Origin of the sequence: Citrobacter sp. Cf132, assembly GCF_030333885.1 — a bacterium.
GTDB classification, from domain to species: domain Bacteria; phylum Pseudomonadota; class Gammaproteobacteria; order Enterobacterales; family Enterobacteriaceae; genus Citrobacter; species Citrobacter freundii.
Map to the genome: position 1 here is coordinate 1 of NZ_JAOWFA010000054.1, position 25,482 is coordinate 25,482.

At 52.9% G+C, this 25,482-nt stretch carries 20 protein-coding genes and 2 pseudogenes; 8 read left to right on the top strand and 14 right to left on the bottom strand.

The features are described from left to right. Positions 1-70 precede the first annotated feature (70 nt). Positions 71-1,051: an IS5-like element ISKpn26 family transposase gene (locus OGV85_RS11335; protein ID WP_000019450.1), complete on the top strand. Its 981-nt coding sequence runs from the start codon at positions 71-73 to the stop codon at positions 1,049-1,051. 149 nt (positions 1,052-1,200) lie between these two features. Here OGV85_RS11335 and OGV85_RS11340 read toward each other — a convergent pair. Beyond that, positions 1,201-1,824, bottom strand: a pseudogene (locus OGV85_RS11340) (LysR family transcriptional regulator); the annotation flags it as partial. A gap of 121 nt (positions 1,825-1,945) precedes the next feature. Here OGV85_RS11340 and OGV85_RS11345 point away from each other — a divergent pair. Beyond that, a complete protein-coding gene (locus OGV85_RS11345) occupies positions 1,946-2,686 on the top strand; it encodes a MipA/OmpV family protein (RefSeq protein WP_003024206.1) in 741 nt (246 codons plus the stop codon). An 87-nt stretch (positions 2,687-2,773) separates the two neighbouring features. Here OGV85_RS11345 and OGV85_RS11350 read toward each other — a convergent pair. Together OGV85_RS11350 and OGV85_RS11355 are read right to left on the bottom strand one after the other, a co-directional pair. Further along, a pseudogene (locus OGV85_RS11350) lies at positions 2,774-4,728 on the bottom strand (glycoside hydrolase family 127 protein). Positions 4,729-4,738: 10 nt separating this feature from the next. Next, positions 4,739-6,139, bottom strand: coding sequence for an MFS transporter (locus tag OGV85_RS11355; protein ID WP_032950504.1), 1,401 nt, complete (start codon positions 6,137-6,139; stop codon positions 4,739-4,741). Between the two features lie 252 nt (positions 6,140-6,391). On the opposite strand from OGV85_RS11355, the gene OGV85_RS11360 reads away from it, so the two are divergent. After that, positions 6,392-7,207, top strand: a complete 816-nt coding sequence (locus OGV85_RS11360; RefSeq protein ID WP_286553565.1) for a helix-turn-helix domain-containing protein — start codon at positions 6,392-6,394, stop codon at positions 7,205-7,207. Between the two features lie 4 nt (positions 7,208-7,211). On the opposite strand, the gene araD is transcribed toward OGV85_RS11360, so the two are convergent. The 8 genes from araD to yiaK all read right to left on the bottom strand — a co-directional run bounded on the left by araD (position 7,212) and on the right by yiaK (position 14,787). Beyond that, positions 7,212-7,907 (bottom strand): L-ribulose-5-phosphate 4-epimerase, encoded by a 696-nt coding sequence (gene araD, locus OGV85_RS11365; protein WP_003024215.1) that lies wholly within the window; start codon positions 7,905-7,907, stop codon positions 7,212-7,214. Next, the gene (locus OGV85_RS11370; protein ID WP_003024218.1) at positions 7,901-8,761 is read right to left on the bottom strand and encodes an L-ribulose-5-phosphate 3-epimerase; all 861 of its coding nucleotides are present in this window, start codon (positions 8,759-8,761) and stop codon (positions 7,901-7,903) included. Before OGV85_RS11370 ends, araD begins: the two co-directional genes overlap by 7 nt. Beyond that, positions 8,754-9,416 (bottom strand): 3-keto-L-gulonate-6-phosphate decarboxylase UlaD, encoded by a 663-nt coding sequence (gene ulaD, locus OGV85_RS11375; protein WP_044700504.1) that lies wholly within the window; start codon positions 9,414-9,416, stop codon positions 8,754-8,756. Before ulaD ends, OGV85_RS11370 begins: the two co-directional genes overlap by 8 nt. Continuing rightward, on the bottom strand, positions 9,416-10,918 hold the full coding sequence (locus tag OGV85_RS11380; protein ID WP_061547439.1) for an FGGY-family carbohydrate kinase: 1,503 nt from the start codon (positions 10,916-10,918) through the stop codon (positions 9,416-9,418). Before OGV85_RS11380 ends, ulaD begins: the two co-directional genes overlap by 1 nt. 97 nt (positions 10,919-11,015) lie before the next feature. Continuing rightward, the gene (locus OGV85_RS11385) at positions 11,016-12,335 is read right to left on the bottom strand and encodes an MFS transporter (RefSeq protein WP_003837687.1); all 1,320 of its coding nucleotides are present in this window, start codon (positions 12,333-12,335) and stop codon (positions 11,016-11,018) included. A 31-nt stretch (positions 12,336-12,366) separates the two neighbouring features. Continuing rightward, a complete protein-coding gene (locus tag OGV85_RS11390) occupies positions 12,367-13,299 on the bottom strand; it encodes a DUF4862 family protein (RefSeq protein WP_061547440.1) in 933 nt (310 codons plus the stop codon). Positions 13,300-13,312: 13 nt separating this feature from the next. Further along, positions 13,313-13,777 (bottom strand): YhcH/YjgK/YiaL family protein, encoded by a 465-nt coding sequence (locus tag OGV85_RS11395; protein ID WP_003024232.1) that lies wholly within the window; start codon positions 13,775-13,777, stop codon positions 13,313-13,315. 11 nt (positions 13,778-13,788) lie between these two features. Further along, positions 13,789-14,787, bottom strand: a complete 999-nt coding sequence (gene yiaK, locus OGV85_RS11400; protein WP_003024235.1) for a 3-dehydro-L-gulonate 2-dehydrogenase — start codon at positions 14,785-14,787, stop codon at positions 13,789-13,791. Positions 14,788-15,004: 217 nt separating this feature from the next. On the opposite strand from yiaK, the gene yiaJ reads away from it, so the two are divergent. Next, on the top strand, positions 15,005-15,820 hold the full coding sequence (gene yiaJ, locus OGV85_RS11405; protein WP_003024237.1) for an IclR family transcriptional regulator YiaJ: 816 nt from the start codon (positions 15,005-15,007) through the stop codon (positions 15,818-15,820). A gap of 118 nt (positions 15,821-15,938) precedes the next feature. After that, the gene (locus OGV85_RS11410) at positions 15,939-16,412 is read left to right on the top strand and encodes a 4Fe-4S dicluster domain-containing protein (protein WP_061547442.1); all 474 of its coding nucleotides are present in this window, start codon (positions 15,939-15,941) and stop codon (positions 16,410-16,412) included. A gap of 34 nt (positions 16,413-16,446) precedes the next feature. On the opposite strand, the gene avtA is transcribed toward OGV85_RS11410, so the two are convergent. Both avtA and malS read right to left on the bottom strand, forming a co-directional pair. Continuing rightward, a complete protein-coding gene (gene avtA, locus OGV85_RS11415; RefSeq protein WP_003837697.1) occupies positions 16,447-17,697 on the bottom strand; it encodes a valine--pyruvate transaminase in 1,251 nt (416 codons plus the stop codon). Positions 17,698-17,873: 176 nt separating this feature from the next. After that, positions 17,874-19,904 (bottom strand): alpha-amylase, encoded by a 2,031-nt coding sequence (gene malS, locus OGV85_RS11420; RefSeq protein WP_061547443.1) that lies wholly within the window; start codon positions 19,902-19,904, stop codon positions 17,874-17,876. A 316-nt stretch (positions 19,905-20,220) separates the two neighbouring features. Between malS and OGV85_RS11425 the strand changes: the two genes are divergently transcribed. Then, positions 20,221-21,045, top strand: coding sequence for a protein bax (locus tag OGV85_RS11425; protein ID WP_003024247.1), 825 nt, complete (start codon positions 20,221-20,223; stop codon positions 21,043-21,045). 44 nt (positions 21,046-21,089) lie between these two features. Here OGV85_RS11425 and xylR read toward each other — a convergent pair whose 3' ends face one another. After that, a complete protein-coding gene (xylR, locus tag OGV85_RS11430; protein WP_003024250.1) occupies positions 21,090-22,268 on the bottom strand; it encodes a D-xylose utilization transcriptional activator XylR in 1,179 nt (392 codons plus the stop codon). Between the two features lie 361 nt (positions 22,269-22,629). On the opposite strand from xylR, the gene xylA reads away from it, so the two are divergent. After that, entirely contained in the window at positions 22,630-23,952 is a 1,323-nt protein-coding gene (gene xylA / locus OGV85_RS11435; protein ID WP_061547444.1) for a xylose isomerase, read from the top strand. Between the two features lie 71 nt (positions 23,953-24,023). After that, entirely contained in the window at positions 24,024-25,478 is a 1,455-nt protein-coding gene (xylB, locus tag OGV85_RS11440) for a xylulokinase (RefSeq protein ID WP_049014516.1), read from the top strand. The last annotated feature ends 4 nt before the right edge of the window (positions 25,479-25,482 follow it).

A 25,482-nucleotide genomic window follows, 5' to 3' on the forward strand; every position in this document is an offset into this window, starting at 1 on the left:
AGGGAAGGTGCGAACAAGTTCCTGATATGAGATCATCATATTCATCCGGAGCGCATCCCAGAGGGACATCATGAGCCATCAACTCACCTTCGCCGATAGTGAATTCAGCACTAAGCGCCGTCAGACCCGAAAAGAGATTTTCCTCTCCCGCATGGAGCAGATTCTGCCATGGCAGAATATGACCGCTGTCATCGAGCCGTTTTATCCCAAGGCGGGCAATGGCCGACGGCCCTATCCGCTGGAGACCATGCTGCGTATTCACTGCATGCAGCATTGGTACAACCTGAGCGACGGTGCCATGGAAGATGCCCTGTACGAAATCGCCTCCATGCGCCTGTTTGCCCGATTATCCCTGGATAGCGCCCTGCCGGATCGCACCACCATCATGAATTTCCGCCACCTGCTCGAGCAGCATCAACTGGCCCGTCAATTGTTCAAGACCATCAATCGCTGGCTGGCCGAAGCAGGCGTCATGATGACCCAAGGCACTTTGGTGGATGCCACCATCATTGAGGCACCCAGCTCGACCAAGAACAAAGAGCAGCAACGCGATCCGGAGATGCATCAGACCAAGAAAGGCAATCAGTGGCACTTTGGCATGAAGGCCCACATTGGTGTCGATGCCAAGAGTGGCCTGACCCACAGCCTGGTCACCACCGCGGCCAACGAGCATGACCTCAATCAGCTGGGTAATCTGCTTCATGGAGAGGAGCAATTTGTCTCAGCCGATGCCGGCTACCAAGGAGCGCCACAGCGCGAGGAGCTGGCCGAGGTGGATGTGGACTGGCTGATCGCCGAGCGTCCCGGCAGGGTAAAAACCTTGAAGCAGCATCCGCGCAAGAACAAAACGGCCATCAACATCGAATACATGAAAGCCAGCATCCGTGCCAGGGTGGAGCACCCGTTTCGCATCATCAAGCGGCAGTTCGGCTTCGTGAAAGCCAGATACAAGGGGCTGCTGAAAAACGATAACCAACTGGCGATGTTATTCACCCTGGCCAACCTGTTTCGGGTGGACCAAATGATACGTCAGTGGGAGAGATCTCAGTAAAAACCGGAAATAACGCCAGAAATGGTGGAAAAAATAGCCTAAATAGGCTGATTCGATGTGTTTGCGGGAAAAAAATCGGCCCAGATCCGCGAAATTTTAATCAGCGAGTCAGCTTGGGAAGAAATGACCTGCTTATTCGCACCTTCCTTAGCATCATCAATCATCATGGAATCAATCAGAATACAGGAGTGATGCTCAAGTTCTTCAGGAGTGCTGATGGGATGTTGGGCCAGGTATTGATTACTGGCGAAAGCGGTAACCACATATTTGGTAATAAAACTGGCGACCAAAGATTCATCTTTTGGATGTGCATAAGTAATTAAAACATCACAGTCATCTGGAAATTCGACTCCTTCATAAAAGGCTTTACGTTCCAGGTTATAGGTTTTTAGCACCAGACTGATATCGCCAATATCCATAATTTTTGCAATAACATGTTGCGATAAGTAAGCGATAATTCCGGTTGGTGCATATACCGTTACTTTTCCACGTTTCTCGTGCTTATAATCAGCAATGAAATTATTTAACTGCTCGTTTCTGTCTAACATGTCATTGATGTAAGGAAGTAACGCTATACCAAACGGCGTGAGGGTCAGTTGCCGGGTGGTGCGGTCAAACACCTTTAATCCAACTTTTGATTCAAAATCAGCAAGATATTTACTGACGTTGGCCTGTGCGATGCCGAGAACAGTCGCGGCATGACTGATATTTTCACTGGCAGCGATTACCGAAATAATCTTCAACTCCCGGTGTTTAAGTTGTAATTTATTCATCGCCAAGCCCAATATATATAATTTTTTATATATTACTATATAAATATGAACCTTGCACCGATGAAATTGTAAGCATTATTATGCACCAGTTTTGTAGCTTATTTTAAAATGGAATGTTGGCATGTTAATTAAACACAATATTGTGGCGCTGCTCGCCTTTTCTTTTATGGCGAGTGCAACTGCCGCAGAGTTTTCAATTGGCGCTGGTGCTGTATATAATGAATCACCTTATCGCGGGTATAATGATAATGTTCACGCAGTACCGCTAGTCAGTTACGAAAGTGAATCATTTTATTTTAGGCAAACAACGCTAGGTTATATTTTGTCTAAGAGTGAAAGTAATGAATTTAGTATTACTGCCTCTTATATGCCGCTTGAGTTTGATCCCGGCGATAATGACGATCATGCGATGAAAAAGCTGGATAAGCGTGACGCAACTGCAATGGCGGGTGCCGCGTGGTATCACCATGAAAGATGGGGTAGCGTGAAAGTCTCCGCCGCTGCGGATGTGCTGGACAACAGTAATGGCTGGGTAGGGGAAGTTTCACTGTTCCGTCCAATGCCGATGGGCAAACTGACGCTGACGCCATCGATTGGCGTGCTCTACTATGACGAAAACTTCAATGAATACTACTACGGCATATCGGGTAATGAGTCCCGTCGTAGTGGCTTATCAAGCTATTCCCCAGGCGATAGCTGGACACCGTATGTTGGCCTGTCCGCTAAATACGCATTGACCACTAACCTGACGCTGCTGGCAAGCGCCAATTACAGCGCACTGCCGGATGACATTAAAAATAGCCCGATGGTTGATCGCGATGACAGCTTTACCTTTATGTCCGGTCTGACCTGGCGTTTCTGATTCTCACCCGTTTGTCCTCAGGGAGGAGGGCAATCTTTTCATAAGACATTGACGGATGGGGGCTAACCGCCGCCATCCGCCTTATTATTACTGCTCGTTTATCCAGATACGCATTTCGCCTTCACCACGGTTTGCCCAGCTAAACCACGGAATAAACATCAATGTATGCGCCTGACGTGAAGTTGGGGAAACATCGTAGTGCCACAACGATTGTTGTGCTGCATCGGCTGCACTTTGCTTCACACCTTCAGCCTGAATTAACATTTTATGGCTGAACAATCCCTTACCTTCGAATACTCTGAACTCACTCTCTTTTGGCAACCACAGATTATGCAATTCCTCGCCGTTGTCGGCCTGCTCCAGGCAATATACCAGTGGCCCACGCTGAATGGCGACCTTACCGGCAACATGACGCACTAATGGATTTCCGTATACCCGACGCACCGGCATTGGCAGGGTCAAACTGAGCGTATCGCCTTCCTGCCAGGTTCGACTGATGTGCAAATAGCCTTTGCGAATATCCTGCTCAACCGGCTGACCATTCAACAAAACCTGTGGCGCGGAGCACCAGTCTGGCAGGCGCAGAGCCAGGGTGTGATAAACCGACTGCGGTGATTCGATGGTGATTTTTACCTGCTCATGCCATGGGTAATCTCCGCTAATACGCAGTTTAAGCGAGCCGTTTACAACAGGGACCTCCATGCTATTGCCCACGTACATATTGATATACAGCGCGTCCTGACGCGGTGTATAGATGTAGTGGCCAATTGAGGTTAACACGCGGGCGATATTCGGCGGGCAACAGGCGCAGCCAAACCAGCGCTGACGAACAGGTTTCACGTGGTCATAAATATGATTGAATTTTAATGATTTAGGATGTACTTCCAGCGGGTTCACATAGAAGAAGTGCTTGCCATCGAGCGCCATCCCGCCCAATACGGTATTATACAGGGCGCGCTCCATCACGTCGGCATACTGGCTGTCGGCTTCCATTTCCAGCATTCTGCGGGCGAACATCATCAGGCCGATAGAGGCGCAGCTTTCCGCATACACGGAGTCGTTGGGCAGATCGTAATCGCTGCTAAACGCCTCGCCGCTGCTTTGTGAACCGATCCCGCCGGTAATGTACAACTGGCGCTGGGCCATGTTTTTCCACAGACGCAGGCAATCCTGACGCTTGCCTTCGTCCTGGCTTAAGCGTGCCAGATGAGCGACGCCGGTCATCAGGTAGACAAAGCGCACCGCATGCCCGATCGCCGTTTGCTGTTCTGAAATGGGCTGATGAGCCTGGCTATAAGGTTTATCCTTCACCATCCATGCCGGACCGTAAGTATGCCAGTAAGAGGTTTGGCCGCGCTTTTCGTACTCTTCGTCATAGAAATGGGGCTGTGCGCCGCGCTGTTCCACAAAGTAATTTACCAGCGCCATATAGCGTGGTTGCTGGGTCACTTCGTATAAGCGCATCAACGCCAGCTCGATTTCCGGGTGTCCTGGGTAGCCGCGCAGTTGATTCTCCCTGAGTCCAAACACGCTGTCGATGTGATCTGCCAGGCGACACACCACCTCTAACAGACGGCGTTTACCCGTCGCCTGAAAGAACGCGACGCCTGCTTCGATCAAATGACCTGCACAGTACAACTCATGACACTCGGCGAGGTTGGTCCAGCGTTCATCCGGTGCTTTCACTGTGAAGTACGTATTGAGATAGCCGTCTTCACACTGGGCGGCCGCCACCATTCAATGACTTCATCGGCCGTTTTTTCAAGTTCCGCATCGGGTTTCTGGCACAGGGACCAGGCAACGGCCTCCAGCCACTTTGCTACGTCGCTATCCTGAAAAACCATGCCGTAAAATTCGCCATCCTGCAGGCCCGCGGCGATACGGAAATTCTCTATCGCATGACTTGGTTCCGCCTCTGCAATGCGGTCATTGAGCGCATCCCATTGATAGGGGATCACCACGTCACGCACCAACTGCTGATATTGTCCGAGGAACGGATCGCTGACGGTGAGCTTATGCAGGTCGACTTCCAGTACGTTCATTTCGTGCTCCTTAAGGCTGTACATGACGCTGACGCAGATCGGTGGCAATGCGCGACATCATCGGATTATTGAGTTTGCAGATGCGGATGGACAGCGCCAACAGCAGGTGGAACAGTGCGGGAAGCAGCGTCTCCATCGCGGTAATTCCTTGCAGCGAGCTGGCGGTTTGGTTACCAGCGCCTGGCTGATAGGCGACAAAAATAAACAGCAGGCTGATGATCCCCGCACTTGAGGCCCAGGCCAGCTTGATGAAGAACAGATTGAAGGCGAAATTCATGCCGGAGGAACGTACGCCGGTTTTCCACTCGCCGTAATCGTCGGCGAAGGCCATCAGTGAGAAGTGCAACGGCAGCGTGAAGCCTAAAATAATGCCGTTACCGAGGATGACTGCCAGCCACAGCGTCTGATAAGCCGGGCCGGTTGGCAGGAACCACATCAGTATCGCCAGGGCCGTCAGCACCAGATTGGTGTAGTAATAGAGTTGGACGGTATCGATGCGGCGGGTCAGGGGGCTGACGATCACTGAACCGATGATGGACGCGAAAGTGACCATGGTGAAAAACAGCGACGTATAGGCGGTGCTGCCTTCCAGCACGTAGGTAATAAAATACATGTACCCGCCGCCGCGAATATTAAAGACGTTGATCAGCAGGAAAGACATTACCAGCATCAACAATAGCTGATCGTTTTTGCGCAGCCCGCCAATGTGTTCACGCAGGGTAAATTTCCCCATCATCGCCAGCGGCACACGCTCGCGAACCCAGAAGAAACAGCACAGGAACATCACCACCGCGATGGCACACAGGATGCCCACGCCAAACTGATAACCCTGCGCGGCATTGCCCTGACCCAGAATATCCACCATCCACGGCAGACCAACGGAAACCAGGAATCCCGCCACGCCGCACAGCACAAAGCGCCAGGACTGACAGGCGATCACCTCGTTATGGCGGGTCGTCATGGTGTTGATCAGCGCACAATACGGTACGTTGATGGCGGTATAGCCGACAGAGAGCAGGAGATAGGTGCCGAATGCCCAGGCGATCTTGACCCCCATGCTGGCGTCCGGGACGGTAAAAGTGAGCACGCCAATAATACCGATCGGAATCGCAACCCACAGTTGCCACGGGCGAAAGCGCCCCCAGCGGCTTTGCGTACGGTCGGCCAGCACGCCCATGATGGGGTCGGAAATGGCGTCAAATACACGCAGGGCAATAAATAATGTGCCGACTAGCGCAGGCGTTAACCCGAAGACATCGGTGTAGAAAAATGTCAGGAAGTTCATGATCAGGCAGGTAATTACCGTCCCGCCAGCATCGCCTAGCCCATAACCAATTTTTTCACGCAGGGATAATTTGTCGTCCTGGGCGCGCTGTGCCAAATCAGATGTTGTAATCGGAGCCGAAGTCATAAATAACTCCCGGAGAGGATGTTCAGAAAGTATCCCGCTACGTTGCGGGTTATTTGTTTGTAATTTGCAAAATACGTTATTTATTCTGCACGAAATTTTTGGGTCAACAAGGGAAGAGAAAAGTATAAAAAGATGACAATTCCGACTTCATTATAAAAATGTGATTTCGATCCAGCGGAAAGCGGATTTATCGTAAATAATCAATGATAAAGAGCGGTTTAAATAATGTAGAAAGCGGGAATTTGAATATATATGCCCGAATTATCCATGTTTCTTCCGATTAAAGTGCAAAATGGTGGGCTATTTATTTCCCGGGGCGTAGGCAGTCATCCTGCGCGACGATTGCAATCCTGGGAAATTATCTTTGTTGAAAAAGGGACATTAACAATTCGCGAAGGTCAGACAGTTTTTTGCGTGAATGCCGGAGAAAGTTTGCTGCTGTGGCCGCAGCGCTTGCATATTGGCGTTGGGCAATTTCCGGCTGATTTGAAATTTTACTGGTTGCACTTTGAGGTGACAGCAGAAAATGAACCATCAATAGCAGGATCGTTACTTGCTATACCTCAGCATACCCAGGTGGGCGAGCCCCAATATATTATTTCGCTGTTTCGCCAGTTCTTACGCGAGCAGGAAAATATTCATCGCAGCATGGCGCTGGAACTGATCCTGCTGCTAATTTTGCAGCAAATTTCTGCGGCTGCCAGCGAGCACCTCGCCGAAAGCCCCGGTAATGCGCTAGCCTGGAAAGCGCAGCAAATCATTCACACCCGGTTCCACCTGCCGATTAGTGCTTCAACACTGGCGAAAGAGCTGCATTGCAATGCGGACTATCTGGGGCGCGTTTTCCGTGGGGCTTTCCGGCTGACGCTAACCGAAGCGTTGCACCGTCAGCGGGTAAGGGCGGCAGAAAAACTGTTAATCAGCGATTCGCTGTCGCTAACCGAAGTGGCGATGAAATGTGGATTTAATGATGTGGGGTATTTTCGCAAAATATTCCACAAGCACACCAGCCTGACGCCCGCGGCGTGGAAACGGCGCTATTGCAAAGAACATATCAATAGCGCCTGACCTGTTATTGTCCGTAATACGCATTCGCCCCGTGTTTGCGCAGATAATGTTTATCCAGCAACTCAGACTGCATATCCGGCAATTGCGGGGCTAACTGGCGAGAGAACAGCCCCATGTAGGCGCACTCTTCGAGCACCACAGCGTTATGCACCGCGTCTGCGGCGTCTTTACCCCAGGCGAACGGTCCGTGGGAGTGCACCAATACCGCCGGAACCTGCAGCGGATTGAGATCGCGCTGCTCGAAGGTCTGAATGATCACCTCTCCGGTTTGATATTCATATTCGCCGTTGATCTCTTCAGCGGTCATCAGACGCGTACACGGAATAGAACCATAGAAATAATCGGCATGCGTGGTGCCCCATGCTGGGAGATCCAGACCCGCCTGCGACCAGATCGTCGCGTGGCGAGAATGGGTATGGACGATCCCGCCGATCTGTGGATAACGACGATACAGTGCCAGATGGGTTGGTGTGTCGGACGACGGTTTTTTGTTGCCTTCCACTACGTTGCCGCTGGCAATATCCACTACCACCATGTCGTCGGCGGTCATCACCTCATATTCCACGCCGGATGGCTTAATCACCATCAGTTTACGTGTTTCATCCACTGCGCTGACGTTGCCCCAGGTAAAGGTGACTAAGCCATGAGCCGGGAGCGCCAGGTTTGCCGCCAGCACCTCGGCTTTCAGTTGTTCTAACATGGAAATCCTCCTTCCTGCATGCGTGCTTCTATCCAGCGCCGTGCCTGGATAATTTCCAGTACCGGCTCTTTCGCTTTTTCAGTCCACATTTCAATCAGAAACGACCCGCGATAGTTCAGCTGATGCAGCGTTTTGAAGATGCCAACAAAGTCCACGCACCCTTCGCCAAACGGCACATCGCGAAACTGGCCCGGATGAGTTTCGGTTACCGGCAGCGTGTCTTTCAGATGGATAGCAGCGATGCGGTCAATGCCCAGCGTCAATTCGGCAGTGACGTCATTCCCCCAGGCGCTGAGGTTGCCCACGTCCGGATAAACGGTGAACCACGGCGATGACAGCATTTCATCCCACTTTTTCCACTTGCTGATCGAGTTCATAAACGCGGTATCCATGATTTCTACCGCCAGCATCACCTGCGCGGCGGCGGCTTGCTCGACTGCCCATGCCAGTCCTTCGGCAAAGCGCTGCTGCGTTCCTGCGTCATGTTCTTCGTAATAGACGTCGTAACCGGCTAACTGAATGGTGCGAATACCCAGGTCGCGCGCCAGACGAATGGCTTTGCTCATTATTTCTCGCGCCCGCTCACGCACGGCTTCATCGCGGCTGCCAAAGGGAAAACGACGGTGGGCGGACAAGCACATTGACGGGATCGCTACGCCGGTTTCCAGCATCGCGCTCACTAGCGATGCGCGCTGAGCCGGACTCCAGTCGAGACGCGACAGACGTTCATCGGTTTCATCCACCGACATCTCGACGAAATCAAAACCGCAGCTTTTTGCCAGCACCAGCCGTTCCGGCCAGGAGAGGTCTTTCGCCAGCGCTTTTTCATAGATACCTAATGGATGATTACGCATGCAGTGTTCCCCAGATGGCGTCGATTTGCGCATGGAATTCGCCAGCAACCTGCGCTGGGTTTTGCGCTCCCGCCAGCGCGCGCCCGGCAATAAAAGCTTTGACGTTAATTTCGCGAAACAACGGCAGATCGGCGGGCGTGATCCCACCGGTAATCGACAGTTCCAGACCAATATCAGAAAGCGCCTTCATGCGCGCCAGGTCTGCTTCTCCCCACTGTTGTCCGCTGGCCTGAGCATCGCGGCCACGATGGTAAATCGCCTGGCGAACGCCAACGCGATACCAGTCGCGGGCATCATCCAGCGTCCAGTTACCGAACAGCTCCATCTGAATTTCACCGCCGCAGGACTGCGCGATGCCATGACCTTTCTCTACCGTCGCCAGGGGCGCAGCACAGATAATGGTCATCCAGTTGGCACCTGCTCCAAAGGCTTGCTGCGCGAGGGTTTCGCCCGCATCGGCCACTTTCCAGTCGGCGACGATGATTTTATTCGGGCACTGAGCGCGCAGGGCTTTCACGGCACTTAGCCCTTCGGTTAAGCAGAGAATCGTCCCCGCTTCAACGATATCGACGTTCTCTTGTAGCAGCGCGACGTCGCGTTGTGCGGCTTCAAGGCTGGTGTGGTCGAGCGCCAGTTGCAGTAATGGTCGACTCATCATTCGTGCTCCTTAATGCGGGCGTGGTAGCCCTGTAGTGCGGTAATTAAATCCAGGTATTGGCGGTATTTACGCTGGTAGCTCGCCTGCGCGGCGGCGTCCGGCAATAGCGTGCGTACCGGGTGCTGTAGGCTGCGCTGGGCGTCGCTGAAGTTGGAATAAACGCCGGTGCCGACGCGGGCGGCGAGCGCAGCGCCAAAGCAACCGGTCTCTTCAATCTGCGGCAATTCGATACGTAAACCGCTGACGTCTGCCAGCATTTGCATCCAGATGTCGGAGTGCGCCGGACCGCCGGTGACGCGCAGGGTATGCGCCTTCGTAAAACGTTCGCGCATGCGGTTGAGGTGGGTCATGTGGCTAAAAACCACGCCTTCGTAGATGGCCTGTAATAAGTGGGCGCGAGTGTGTATTGCCTGCATGCCATAAAAGCCGCTGGTCATCTCCAGCCCGGCGTTGCTGCCGTACAAAAAGGGCAGGAAGAAAAGCTCGCTACCGGCTTTCGGTAAGCTGGCGACGGCCTGATTGATCTCAGCAAAAGAGAGTTCGCCCCACTGGGCGGTAAACCATTCCAGATTGCCGGAAGAGGTCGGGCTGGCTTCGTGAACGATGTACTGCCCGTCGTTGACATAGCGCCCATAAACATAGGGATGGGCCTCGTGGTCGCGCAGACCGTGAGCGATCCCGCTGGTGACGGCCCAGGTACCCATCACCGCGTTGAGGGTGTATTCATCTTCGATACCGGCGCAGAGTGCGGTGGAAACCACATCAAACAGTCCGCCGACGACGGGCGTGCCCGCCGCCAGACCGGTTATGGCGGCTGTCTGAGCGGTGATTTCCCCGCATATTTCTGCTGAACCGACAATCGGTGGTAGCGCATTGTCGATCTCACTGATGCCCAGCCACTGGGTCAGGCGCGAGTCGTACTGACCCGAAGCCATGTTGTAGAGGTTCGACTCGGAAATATTGCTCTCTTCACAGCCTTTGACGCCGGTTAAGCACCAGCGCAGATAGTCATGGCCCATCATGACGCAGCCAATTTGCGCGTAACGATGAGGTTGATTCTCTTTCACCCAGCGCAGCAATGATGCCGGATGCCCGGTCCACAATGTCTGGCGGGTGACCGGGTAGAGCTGCTCAGGGATCCCATCCTGCTGCCAGCGCTGAACGATGTCCATCGCCCGGCGGTCGGAAGAGAGGATGGCATTGCCCAGCGGTTTATCCTGCTTATCGAGAAGGAACAGGCCTTTGCCCTGAGCGGAAATACCGACGCCTTTGATTTGATCGCCGCAGACGCCGGTGCGCGCTAACAGCCCGGCGATCGTGGCTACACACTGTTGCCACAACTGGTGCATATCGCGTTCGGCGTAACCGGGCAATGGCGATGCGGTCTGCAACGATTGCCGGTTAATGCCATGTTCATGACCTTTGGCGTCATACAACCCGGCTTTCAGATACGTACCGCCACAATCAATACCCAGCCAGAAGGTCTCTTTCTCACTCATCTTGTTATCTCATTTTTGCCGGATGGCGCTGCGCTTATCCGGCCTGGGACGGTTGCTACCTGTAGGCCCGGTAAGCGCAGCGCCACCGGGCATTGTTTTACGCTGTACGTTTATGTGGATTCAGTGTCTTTAGCGGAGCGGCACCGGCGTCGCATTTGGCTGGCAGCAGCAGCGCCATCAGCGCGGCCAGAGCCAGTGAGATAGCCAGGCAGTAAACCCCCGCATCTTTGCTATACAGGGTGATGAGTACGCCGACCGCATAAGGGCCGCAGAAGCCGCCGAGGTTGCCCAGCGCGTTGATGACTCCACGCGCGCCACCGGCCATTTCCGCACTGAACAAACGCGCCGGAATGGTCCAGAACACGCCCGCTGCCGATTGCAGGAAGAAGCCACAGCCGACCAGCGCGGCATAAGCCAGCCAGACGTTATTTTTCAGCGCCACGGAAAGGAACATGCACAGGGCAAAGCCAATCAACGGCAGGCAGACGAACAGCTTGCGTTTACCGGTGCGGTCAGAGAGAGAAGAGAACAGGAACATCCCGGCAATGGCCCCGACGTACGGCAGAATGGCGAGCATACCGACCTGTCCCATGCTGCTGTGCGTCAACTCTTTGAGGATGGTCGGCAGCCACAGGGTGTAACCGTAAATCCCGGTCTGATAGAAGAAGTTCAGCGCGATGAGCTGCCACATGGTTTTATCGGAAAGCACCGCGCCCAGAGAGGCATTTTTGACTTCCGTTCCGGCAATGGCTTTTTGCTCGGCGGCCAGCGTTTCGACCAGGTAATTTTTCTCGGCCTCAGAGATCCAGCGCGCCTCCTGTGGACGGTCGTAAACGGTATAGGCCCACAACACCAGTACAACGACGGAAAGCAAACCTTCAATGATGAACAGCCAGCGCCAGTCGAGAACGGTGATAATCCAGCCCGAGAGCGGAGCGGTAATGATCCCGGCAATCGGCACAAACATAATCACAATCGCATTGGCGCGACCACGCTCGGCGTCGGGGAACCAGTTACTGATCATCGTCAGCACCACCGGCAGCATGCCGCCTTCGGCAACGCCGAGTAAAAAGCGCAGAACCAGCAGTTGGTACTGATTAGTGATTAACCCCGTGAGGACGGAAATAACCGCCCAGGCAACCAGCGACCAGCCGATAAATTTCTTGCCGCTACCGTGAACGGCAATTTTTCCGCCGGGAACCTGTAAAAACAGATAACCGATAAAGAAAATACCGCCAGCCAGTCCTGCCATGGTGGCGGAAATACCTAATTCCTCATCCATTCCGCCCGGCATCGCGAAAGCGATATTGACGCGGTCCATATAAGAAATAATACAGGCGATGAGAATAGGTGGAATAATCCGCAGCCAGCGCTGACGGGGTATATCTTTGAGTGTAGGGCGAGAGGTCATGTTCATATTAATATTCTCGTAGAGTAGTATTTTATTTTTATAGTTTTGCTTTATTTAATGCGGCGATACCGTCGCGCAATATTGCTACGCGATGGTTCACATCTGCATTGGCGTTTATTTCCAGCAATTTAATACCGGCAAATTGCAGTGGTTCGGCTTCTGCGCAGGCGAATAATTCGCGGGCATGGTCGGTGGTCATCAGGCTTTGTGGGCAGAATGGGGCAAACGGCGCGTGTAAGTCCTGCCACTCGCCGTATTCCCCCGCAAGCGTGGTACCGGAGAACATCAGCGCGCCCAGTTTTCCAGCCCGTTTGGCCTGCTGCGTGTGGGCCAGCGCCAGGGCGGGATTCTGCCCTTCAATGGTCGATCGCGCCCAGTTAATGCACACGCAGATGTCATACCCGGCAATGACCTCCAGCACATTGTCTAACGGCAGAAAGCCTTTGCGCGGCGCAATGCCGGTCATGGCGTCGCAATGTTCCAGCACCAGATCGCAGGACCAGTCCCAGGAGGTAATTTCTTTCAGCGAACGGGCAAACGCGTCGGTGGCCTGTGCAACATTTGGGTTGCTGGCATTGGGGGCGGCATGCAGTTCCAGCGCAATCACTTTTCCGGCGTGTGCCGTATTGATATGGTTGATTTTCTGCTGCAGATGACGGTAATACGCCACGCAGGTTTTACGCTGTTCTTCGTCGCTGGAGGCCAGCCCAAAAGCGCTGTTTGCGCCGCGACGGCGCATGGTTTCCATAATGGCGGTGACTACGATTTGCCAGTCGCCCGGCGTATGACGTAATAACCATTCGTCGCCTAACGGGTGAAGATGTTCAAGGCAGGGCTGCTCCAGACCGCGAATATCCGGAGTATCGGCGAGCTGTCGCCAGAATTCCTTCTCTTCCTCTTCACTCTTTTGGTGAAATGAGGGTGCACAGGGGTACGCACCGATAATATAACCGGCATTATTAACGCTCATGTTGTGCTCCTTTTTATAAAACTGAAATAGCAACCTTCACGACTATTTTGCGGATCGGCGTGGCGACAGTTTTATGACATGCAGGGCGATGAACATCCTGCGGGAAAAATATGGCATAACTTCCCGGAATCATTTCAATGAAAGATTCATGTTCGCTGGCGTGATAAAAAATAATATCGCGCTGTTCTAATAATGATTCGCTGATTTGGTTATTCCCGGTATCAATCGCGATCCCGATTTTCTCTTCGCCCCAGGCCAGAAATTGAATATCCAGGTAGCGGCGATGCACCTCCGGGCGATTTTCGGCAACGTCACGCGTGGTTAAATCGATAACCTGCGCGAAGATATTTTTACCGTCGATTTCTACCACACCCGGTTCCAGATTGCGGAAATCTGTGCTGCGCAGAAAGTCGAGTGCCCTTTCAATCGCCGCGGGTAAACGACATGGGTTAGGCTGAGCAATATGTCCGAAGATCATGGTGTTGCTCCTTACAGGGCCTGAATTTTGGCCCAGACGCTGTCATCAACGGTGATACCGTTGCGGCGGTTTTCTTCCAGCAGCTTTGTAAACTCGTGGCCCGGCAGGCGGACAGGTGTGTTTTCATCGGCGCGTTCGGCGGAGGTGATGAAATCCATAATGCGCTGCAGTTTGGCGTCGCGGGTGGCGCCGTCGATAAGCTTATCCACTTCAATGGCGATAAAAATCTGTGAAACGCCATATTCATCGCTGTTGTCCTGGGTGACCTCGGCCACGGAAGAACCGTCTGAAAGCAGGGTGGCGATCATATCCAGCACAATCGACAGACCTGAACCTTTCCAGTAACCCATTGGTAAAATGCGGCGGTTTTTTTCGATAACGCCCGGCTCTTTAGTGAGATTGCCTTCATCATCAAAGCCACCATCTACCGGCAGTTCGCGACCGGCCAAGCGATTCACTTCCAGCATGCCGTAGGAGAACATCGACATCGACATATCAACCATGGTGATTGGCGATGAGGGGATCGCGACGATCAACGGGTTAGTACCAATGCGGCACTCTTTCGAACCCCACGGCGGCATGACGGCAATCGAGTTAGTCCAGCAGATACCGATGTAACCTTTCTCCGCCGCCTGCCAGCCATAGCTGCCGCCGCGCATCCAGTGGTTGGCGTTACGCAGTGCGACCAGGCCAATACCGTGATCGGAGGCCAGCTCAATGGCTCTGTCCATCATCTTTTTCGCCGTCAGATTTCCGATCGAACGCTGGGCATCCCATTGTTCAATCGCTCCCAGGCTAGTAATGCGTTGCGGTTTGGCCTCAGGAATGATGTCGCCGTTATCTAATTGCTGAATAAAACGAGGAAAACGATTCACGCCGTGTGAATACACGCCGGACTCGGTGGTGCGCGCAAACATTTCGGCACAGGCATCGGCGGTTTCAACGGCGATACCGCGTGCCAGCAGTACCCGATTGAACGCATCTTTCAACTGCTCAAAAGTGACTTTCATTCCTGTTTCCTTGTTTAAATTTGATTGCTTTTTTATCTCTAAATTTCACTATGCGAAATCTGATTTCAAATATAGCGATCAAATTTTGACAGATCAACGGGGTGGTCTATTTTTTAAAATCATCAAAATCAAATAGTTGTGTTTTTTCGGTTCAGATCGTGAACTGAAACACACTTTGCGCTACCATCAGAGCGCGACGAAAAGGGGAGCGGAAGCGATGGGCACAAAAGAGAGTGAAATGACGCAAGACAAAGAGAGGCCAGCCGGAAGTCAGAGCCTGTTCCGTGGTTTGATGTTGATTGAGATTCTGAGTAACTATCCGAATGGGTGCCCGTTGGCGCATTTGTCTGAACTGGCAGGGCTGAACAAAAGTACTGTGCATCGACTCCTGCAAGGGCTGCAATCCTGTGGGTATGTCACCCCCGCGCCAGCGGCAGGGAGTTATCGCCTGACCACCAAATTTATTGCCGTGGGTCAGAAGGCGTTGTCGTCACTGAACATCATCCATGTTGCTGCGCCGCACCTCGAAGCGCTGAATATCGCCACCGGTGAAACCATCAACTTCTCAAGCCGTGAAGATGACCACGCGATTCTGATTTATAAGCTGGAACCGACGACGGGCATGCTGCGTACCCGCGCTTATATCGGCCAACATATGCCGCTGTATTGCTCGGCGATGGGTAAAATTTACATGGCGTTTGGGCATGCGGATTATGTGGAAGCCTACTGGGAGAGCCATCAGGATCTTATTCAGCCCCTGACCCGCAATACCATTACCGGTTTACCGGCGATGTACGACGAATTGGCGCAGATCCGCGAAAGCAGTATGGCGATGGATCGGGAAGAGAACGAACTGGGCGTTTCCTGTATTGCCGTGCCGGTGTTTGATATTCATGGTCGGGTGCCGTACGCGGTGTCAATTTCACTCTCTACCTCGCGACTTAAGCAGATAGGGGAAAAAAATCTACTCAAGCCACTACGGGAAACCGCGCAGGCGATTTCAAATGAGCTGGGTTTTACCGTTCGCGATTAGGCAGAGATCCATAGTTATTCAGGCACCTGACACTATTTAACCGTTTCCCCTGTCCGATCAAAGCGACAGGGATAGCCTCTCTGGCACTCTGTGGTTTTTAACGGCGACGGAGAAGGCAATGAACGGGTTTATTATGGCGGATGCGGCAAAATGTATTGGGTGTCGTACCTGCGAAGTTGCCTGCGTCGTCGCGCACCAGCAAAACCAGGACTGTGCGTCGGTCTCTTCTTCTGCGTTTATACCGCGGATTCGGGTAATCAAAGATGACGCCTTTACAACGGCGGTCGCCTGCCATCAATGCGAAGACGCTCCCTGTGCGAATGTTTGTCCAACTTACGCCATTCGTCGTGAACATGGGCATATCTTCGTTGAACAGACACGTTGTATTGGTTGTAAAAGCTGTATGCTGGCCTGCCCGTTTGGGGCAATGAATGTCGTTGCCCGTTCGTCGCGGGTGCAGGCGATAAAATGCGATTTGTGCTGGCATCGTGAGACGGGGCCTGCGTGTGTAGAAGCCTGCCCGACCAGCGCGTTGCAGTGTATTGATGCCGTCAGTATTCAGCGACAGCGTCTGCGTTCACAACCGCTGTGAAGTGAGCCCGACCCGCACTTGGGTCGGGTTTGCGTTAGCCTTCCAGCCAGGCGCGTTCGATCTCTTCAGCCAGAATCTTCACGCCAGCTTCGATTTTCTCTGGTTCTGGCACGTAGTTCATCCGCATGCACTGATGGGTATGTGGCCAGGGTTTATCCAGCCCCGGGAAGAAGTAGTCACCGGGAACCATCAGTACGCCGCGCGCTTTCAGGCGCTGATACAGCAGTTCAGTAGTAATGGGCAAATCTTTGAACCACAGCCAAAGAAAAATCGCGCCCTCTGGTTTATGGATAAGGCAGCGATCTTCTGACAAGTAGCGGCGAATAATCGCAATCGTCTCCTGAACGCGCTGATAGTAAAACGGTTTAATTACCGTTTCGGACAGGCGCAGTAGATCGTTACGTTTAATCATCTCGCACATCATCGCCGGTCCCATCCCGCCAGGAGCAAGGCTGATGATGCCGTTCATATTGGTAATCGCAGTGATGATTTTTTCATTGGCGATAATGATGCCGCAGCGGGAACCTGGCAGGCCCAGCTTGGAAAGGCTCATGCACAGCACAATGTTGGGGTTCCACAGCGGACGCGCTTCGCTAAAGATGATGCCAGGGAATGGTACGCCATAGGCGTTATCAATCACCAGCGGGATCCCATGCTGGTTGGCCAGCCGGTCCAGCTTCATCAGCTCGTCGTCTGTGATCACGTTGCCTGTCGGGTTAGTCGGGCGTGACACGCAGATCATCCCCGTCTCTTCACCGATGTGCAGGTGTTCAAAATCAACGTGATACTTAAACTGGCCTTCCGGTAACAGTTCGATGTTCGGACGCGCGGAGACGAAAAGATCTTCTTCTAGCCCGGAATCGGCATAGCCAATGTATTCCGGGGCTAATGGGAATAACACTTTTTGCGTTGTTCCGTCAGCGCGGCGTCCGGCGAACAGATTGAATAAGTAGAAAAACGCGCTCTGACTGCCATTTGTCAGTGCAATATTTTGTGGCTCGATATCCCAACCCTGCTTCTCACGTAGCAGTTTCGCCAGCTCAGACAGGAGCTCGGTTTTCCCTTGCGGACCGTCATAATTGCAAAGCGCATCAGTGGCTTTGCCGTTTGCCAGCATATCTGTCAGCAGAGACTGGAAGTAATTTTGCATCTCTGGAATTTGCGCCGGATTACCACCGCCGAGCATGATGGCGCCTGGGGTGCGTAAACCGTCGTTGAGGTCCTCCATCAGGCGGGTGATGCCTGAATGGCGGGTAAATTTGTCGCCAAAAAGTGAGAATGTCATAGCAGGGGGTCTGTCGAACTGAGTAGTAAAGTGGCTAACCATAGCGCTACCCATGGCAGGGTGCAAATCAGGAGAAACGGACCGGATTGATGTTTTGTGCTGCAGATGTTTGCCTGGCTGGTTTTTTATTTTGTGTTGGGTTTCCCGCCGTATGCACAGCGGGAAGCCTGTTGGGATCAGGGCTGGCCGGCCCACACCACCATCACCTTATCGTCGTCATGCTCGCGGATAAATCCGTATCCCTGCTTCAGGGTAAGCGTAGTCTGTTTACCGGCGCCGATGGCGGGATGTCTGGCTCGGAACTGACTGATGCGCTGCCAGTGTGCGACGCTGGTGGCAGATTTCCCGCTCACATCCTGCCAGTTCATTTCTGAGCGCGTGCCCTGCAATGGGTCTGAGCCTGTTGGTCCAAAGGGTCGGGCCGACTCGTCGCCGTAAAAGAGTTGTACCGCGCCAGGCGCCAGCAGCAATAGCTCGGCGGCTTTGTCTCCACCTTCGCGAAACAGACGCGTATCGTGTGAGGAGAGATAGCTCAGGACGTTGAAATCCTGCAGTTTTTCAGCCATTTGTTGCCAGGTGACATCCATATTTGCCAGACAATCGACGGCCTTTGCCGCCTGCTCCTGATAGTCGAAATTGATCATCGCATCAAAGCCGTGTCGGTAATAGTCGCTTTGCATCACGCCGTGACCCCAGGCCTCGCCGGTCATCCAGAAAGGTTTATCATCCAGCGCTTTATCCGGGTTGGTTTTCTTCCATTCAGCCAGCGCTGCGCTGGCCTGTGTTTTTAATTGCTGCCAGGCGGGAAGCTCGACGTGTTTGGCGGTATCAACCCGAAATCCGTCAATCCCGTAATCACGCACCCACTGGCTGAGCCAGTGCGTCAGATAATCGCGGGGCGTGTAACCGGCAATAGCTTTAGCGTGCGTATCTGGTTTGTGCTGATAAAAGTTTGGCAGCCCGGAAGGTGTGGTGGATTCGGTTTTCAGATCGGGCAGGAAGGCCAGTGACATGGTCAGGTCGTCAAAGCCAGGATTGTCGTAATCGCCAATATCGGTACGGATCCAGTTTTTCCCCCACCATTTTTCCCAACCTGTTTTATCGCTGAAGTTGATGTAATCATTAAAGCTGTGCCAGCTTTGCCCGGCGGCTGGCTTCCAGTCCGTCCAGCGTTCACCGAGCGTGTTTTTCAGTTCATCGCCCGACAAGTACAGCGCTCCAAACTGATACTCCTGCATATCCGCCAGCGTGGCGTAGCCGGTATGATTCATGACGACATCGAACAGGATACGAATGCCGCGCTGGTGCGCACCCTCAACCAGGGCACGCAGGTCAGCTTCATTACCCATATTCGCATCGAGCGTGGTCCAGTCCTGAGTGTAATAGCCGTGATAAGCGTAGTGGGGGAAATCGCCTTTGGTGCCACCGCCGACCCAACCGTGAATTTGCTCAAACGGTGCGCTGATCCACAAGGCGTTGACGCCCAACTGTTGCAGGTAGTCGAGTTTACTGGTGAGTCCGCGCAAATCGCCACCGTGGAAAGTGCCAATTTCCTGCATGCCGTCGTTGCGACGTCCGTAGCTGTGGTCGTTGCCTGGGTCACCATTTACAAAGCGATCCGTCAGAACGAAATACACCGTAGCGTTATGCCAGTCGAAAGCAGCCGGGGCATCGGTTTCCGCCCGTTCCAGCAGCAACAGCCCGTTACTGGCTGCGGCAGGCTGTAGGGTAATCGACCCATTCTTTACCGTTGCCGTTTGTTTGCTGTAGTAATCGCGCACCACGGCACCTTCCGGAAAGGTCTGGCTCACATCCAGTGTTAACGGCGAACCATCCCATTTCGGGCACTGGCGAATCTGGGTCGTGACAGGGTCTGCGGCGCTTTTTACCGAGAGCATCAACGTTGGCGTTCCGGAGCGAGTATCGACTTCCAGCGTGTAATCGCCGTCTTTGAATAAACGCCACTGCGGCGGCGCGCCTTCACACGGTTTTAGCGATAGCATCTGGTTGAGTTTTATCGCATCAGCAGGCTGCCAGCACTGTTGGTCAAAATTTAGGATTAAAGGACGAGTACCCTTCGTCAACGCTGCATGGCTGACGAATTTACCCGTACCTTCCGCTTCGAAGTTGGGGAGTCCCTGAGAAGTCCATGATGAGGCGATGGCAATGCCGGGCATGAGCGCCAGCGCAACGGCGGCAAGTTTCATAATGCTGTCCTTGGTGCTGCTGTTTTCGCCAGTTTGCCAGTGAAATCAGGCTGGAAACTCATCCTTTGAGTCGATTCCGCCAGGAGGAGAAGTGAGGGTGAGCGATCGCGTTCAAAAAATGAACTTGTTTTGCGATAACCTCCACATTTTCTTCGAATTAATGGCACCCTGAACCGTTAATGCGTGACATAGTTTCAGAATTGGACTATTCCTTTGGGTGCTCTTGACGGCTATTTTTGATATGATTTGAGATTCATCTCTCATTTTTGTGAAAAATATAAGGTGTTGGAATGTATAAATCCGACCAGGAGACCTAATGATATTGACTCCCATTCGACGATATGGGGCAATGATTCTTATGTTACTCACCGTTGCATTTTCGGGTGAGGTGCTGGCAAAGACACACACGGCGACAACGAGTCACAAGCCCCAGATAACCAAGGCAAGTAATAAACAGGTTAGCAGTAAACAAGAGTATTCTCGCAATAGTGCAAAGAGTAGTTCACTTCCTGATTTGCGAAAATACCCTTCCGGAACACCAAGGAAAAAAGCGTTTCTCCGGACGGTTATGCCTTATATTACCAGTCAAAATGCTGCCATTACTGCGGACCGTAACTGGCTGATTTCAAAACAGTACCAGAACCGCTGGTCACCGACTGAGCGTACGCGTATGAAAGACATCGCGAAGCGCTACAAGGTGAGCTGGTCTGGCAACACGCGTAAAATTCCGTGGAATACGCTGCTTGAGCGCGTAGACATTATCCCGACCAGTATGGTGGCAACCATGGCTGCGGCCGAAAGCGGCTGGGGTACGTCGAAGCTGGCGCGTAGCAATAACAACCTGTTTGGCATGAAATGTGGCAAAGGTCGTTGTAACAATGCCCCAGGTAAGGTGAAAGGCTACTCACAGTTTGAATCGGTGAAAGAGTCGGTGAATGCTTACGTCATCAACCTGAACACGCACCCGGCTTACTCTTCTTTCCGTAAATCACGTGCGCAGCTGCGTAAAGCCGATCAGGAAGTCACCGCTACCGCGATGATCCATAAGCTGAAGGGTTATTCCACTAAAGGACAGAGCTACAACAACTATCTGTTCGCAATGTATCAGGATAACCAGCGTTTAATCGCCGCGCATATGTAATTCTGTGTGCCGGATGGCGGCTTCGCCGTATCCGGCAATAATCCTCACAGCAACACTTCGCTGTTCACATCGCGATACTCTTTTGGCGTCGTGTCGTACTCTTTCTTGAAGACCGAATAGAAATACTGCAGAGACGGATAGCCACACATCTGTGAAATTTCGTTGATTGAAAGCGTGGTAGAAATCAACAGACTGCGCGCTTTTTCCAGCTTTTCGGCATGAATCACGGCGTGGATAGTCTCTCCGACCTCTTCTTTAAAACGCTTCTCCAGATTTGAACGTGAAATCCCTACTGAATCAAGAACTTGCTCAACCTTAATCCCTTTGCAGGCATGATTGCGGATAAAGTGCATCGCCTGAATAACGGCAGGATCGGTCAAGGAGCGGTAATCGGTTGAGCGCCGCTCAACCACGCGCACCGGAGGAACCAGAATGCGTTGCAGCGGCAGCGCCTCATTCGCCAGCAAGCGGTGCAGGAGTTTTGCGGCCTGGTAGCCCATCTGCCGGGCTCCCTGAGCCACGGATGACAGCGCTACCCGTGATAAGTAACGGGTCAGTTCTTCGTTATCTATTCCTATCACGCATAGCTTTTCCGGTACCGGAATATGTAGGTGCTCGCAGACTTGCAGGACGTGTCGTGCCCGCGCGTCGGTGACCGCGATAATGCCGGTTTGCGGCGGCAACGTTTGGAGCCAGTCTGCCAGACGATTTTGCGCGTGCTGCCAGTTTTCCGGCGCAGTTTCCAGCCCCTGGTAGACGACGCCGCGGTACTTTTCTTTAGCCACCAACTGGCAAAAGGCATATTCACGTTCTGCGGCCCAGCGTTTACCGCTTGAGGAAGGCAGGCCGTAAAACGCAAAACGGTTAACCCCTTTCTCTTTCAGATGCAGAAAAGCGCTTTCTACCAGCGCGTGGTTGTCGGTAGCAATGTAATGTACCGGGGGGTAATCTTGCTCCCGATGGTAGGAACCCCCAACGCCGATGATCGGAACATCGACATCGGCAAGTAATTGCGCAATGTCATCATCGTCATAATCGGCAATAACGCCATCGCCTAACCAGTCTTTAATATTATCGATACGGGCGCGGAAATCTTCCTCAATGAATATATCCCACTCGGATTGCGATGCCTGTAAATATTCACCCACTCCTTCTACCACCTGACGGTCATAGGCTTTATTGGCATTGAATAACAGAGTGATGCGGTGACGTTTATCAAACATAAGAACCTGTCCTGGAAAGGTTAACGTGGGCCTGTCGATACTAGCAAAACCGCCGGTACGACTGCTTGATGAAGCGTGACAAATTTCCTGATTGCCTGAGGCCAGGCAAAATTTACATACTGTCAGCGGGATGACAATTGTCATTTTTCATCTGCGCATTACGGTTTTTTGTTTAATGGCTAACCTTCGATCGCGATCGCTTTTTTATTTCGTTTTTCAGCGCGTTTTTTTGGGAGCCAGCGCACGTTTGGGTATTCTCTTAATAGCGGTGTGAAATAACGTAATTGAGCAATAAATCAGGAAATTCCAGTATAGCCATATCGCAGTTTACTTACCGTATTACCTGATTATGGAGCTTATTATGCCGGCTTATTTTGACCAACTCGATCGTGTTCGTTTTGAAGGTACTCAATCCACTAACCCGCTCGCATTTCGCCATTACAATCCTGACGAAATCGTGTTGGGCAAACGTATGGAAGATCATCTGCGTTTTGCTGCCTGCTACTGGCATACCTTCTGCTGGAACGGTGCGGATATGTTCGGTATGGGGGCTTTCGATCGTCCGTGGCAGCAGCCTGGTGAAGCACTGGCGCTGGCGAAACGCAAGGCGGACGTGGCATTTGAGTTCTTCCACAAGCTGAACGTGCCTTACTACTGCTTCCATGATGTGGATGTCTCGCCTGAAGGGGCTTCACTGAAAGAGTACAAAAACAACTTTGCGCAGATGGTTGATGTGCTGGCGGAAAAACAGGAACAGAGCGGCGTGAAGCTGCTGTGGGGAACAGCAAACTGCTTTACCAACCCACGCTACGGCGCGGGTGCGGCCACGAACCCTGATCCGGAAGTATTCAGCTGGGCCGCCACGCAGGTGGTTACGGCCATGGATGCCACGCACAAGTTAGGCGGTGAAAACTACGTTCTGTGGGGTGGTCGTGAAGGCTATGAGACGCTGCTGAATACCGATCTGCGTCAGGAACGTGAGCAAATTGGTCGCTTCATGCAACTGGTGGTGGAACACAAACACAAAACCGGTTTCCAGGGCACTTTGCTTATCGAGCCGAAACCGCAGGAACCGACCAAGCACCAGTACGACTACGATGCGGCGACCGTCTACGGCTTCCTCAAGCAGTTCGGTCTGGAAAAAGAGATCAAACTGAATATCGAAGCTAACCATGCCACGCTGGCGGGCCACTCGTTCCATCACGAAATCGCCACCGCTATCGCGCTGGGTCTGTTTGGCTCTGTTGATGCCAACCGTGGTGACGCGCAACTGGGCTGGGACACTGATCAGTTCCCGAACAGCGTAGAAGAGAACGCGCTGGTGATGTACGAAATCCTGAAGGCGGGCGGCTTCACCACCGGTGGCCTGAACTTCGATGCCAAAGTACGTCGTCAGAGTACCGATAAATATGATCTGTTCTATGGTCATATTGGCGCGATGGATACCATGGCACTGTCGTTGAAAATTGCGGCCCGTATGATTGAAGACGGTGGTCTGGATCAGCGCGTGGCAAAACGTTATGCCGGTTGGAATGGTGAGCTGGGCCAGCAAATTCTGAAAGGGCAGATGACGCTGACGGAAATTGCGCAGTACGCTGAACAACATAACCTGGCGCCGGTGCACCAGAGCGGTCATCAGGAATTGCTGGAAAATCTGGTGAACCATTATTTGTTCGACAAATAACGAGTTTCTGAGAACGTCCGTAAGCCCGGTCAGCTCGCGCTACCGGGCCTTTCTTTAAGGAACGATGCCTTATGTATATCGGGATAGATCTTGGCACATCAGGCGTAAAGGCCATCCTGCTCAACGAGCAGGGGGATGTGGTCGCTTCGCACACGGAGAAACTCACCGTCTCGCGCCCGCATCCGTTATGGTCTGAACAAGACCCTGAGCAGTGGTGGTCGGCAACGGATCGGGCTGTGAAAGCATTGGGCCAGCAGCATTCGCTTCGCGAGGTGAAAGCGTTGGGGATTGCCGGACAGATGCACGGCGCGACGCTACTGGATGAGCAACAGAAGGTATTGCGTCCGGCTATTCTGTGGAACGATGGTCGCTGTGGTGAAGAGTGCGTGATGCTGGAGAATCAGGTTCCGCAGTCTCGTGCGATCACCGGCAACCTGATGATGCCTGGCTTTACCGCGCCAAAACTGCTGTGGGTGCAACGCCACGAGCCGGAGATTTTCAACCAGATTGATAAAGTCCTGCTGCCGAAAGATTACCTGCGTTTGCGCATGACCGGTGATTTTGCCAGCGATATGTCTGATGCGGCAGGGACAATGTGGCTGGATGTCGCGAAGCGTGACTGGAGCGATGTCATGCTGACTGCCTGTAAACTGACTCGCGCACATATGCCTGCGCTCTATGAAGGCAGCGAGATTACCGGAACCTTGTTGCCAGACGTCGCTAAAGCCTGGGGAATGCAGGAGATTGCGGTTGTTGCCGGAGGTGGTGATAACGCGGCGGGGGCGGTTGGCGTAGGCATGATGAATGCCGGTCAGGCGATGCTTTCGCTGGGGACGTCCGGTGTCTATTTTGCGGTGAGTGATGGTTTCCTTAGCAAACCGGAAAGTGCGGTTCACAGTTTTTGCCATGCTTTGCCTGAGCGATGGCATCTGATGTCTGTGATGTTAAGTGCGGCATCGTGTCTGGACTGGGCGGCAAAATTAACCGGACTGGCGAGCGTTCCTGCATTGATTGACGCTGCGCAACAGGCTGATGAACTCGCGGAGCCGGTCTGGTTTTTACCTTATCTTTCCGGTGAACGTACGCCGCATAACAATCCGCAGGCCAAGGGCGTATTTTTCGGTCTGACGCATCAGCATGGTCCGGCAGAACTGGCGCAGGCGGTGCTGGAAGGTGTGGGGTTTGCGCTGGCTGACGGTATGGACGTGGTACATGCCTGCGGCGTGCAGCCCGCCAGCATTACGTTGATTGGCGGCGGGGCGCGCAGTGAATACTGGCGTCAGATGCTATCTGACATCAGCGGATTGCAGCTGGATTATCGTACCGGCGGTGATGTCGGCCCTGCACTTGGTGCGGCGCGACTGGCGCAAATTGCCATCAATCCGCAGCGGCCTTTATCAGACCTTCTGCCTCAGCTTACGCTGGAACAAGCGCATTATCCTGACGCCGGGCGCCACGCGCTTTACCAACAACGTCGGGAAACCTTCCGCCGAATCTACCAGCAGTTGCAACCGCTGATGTCCTGATCCT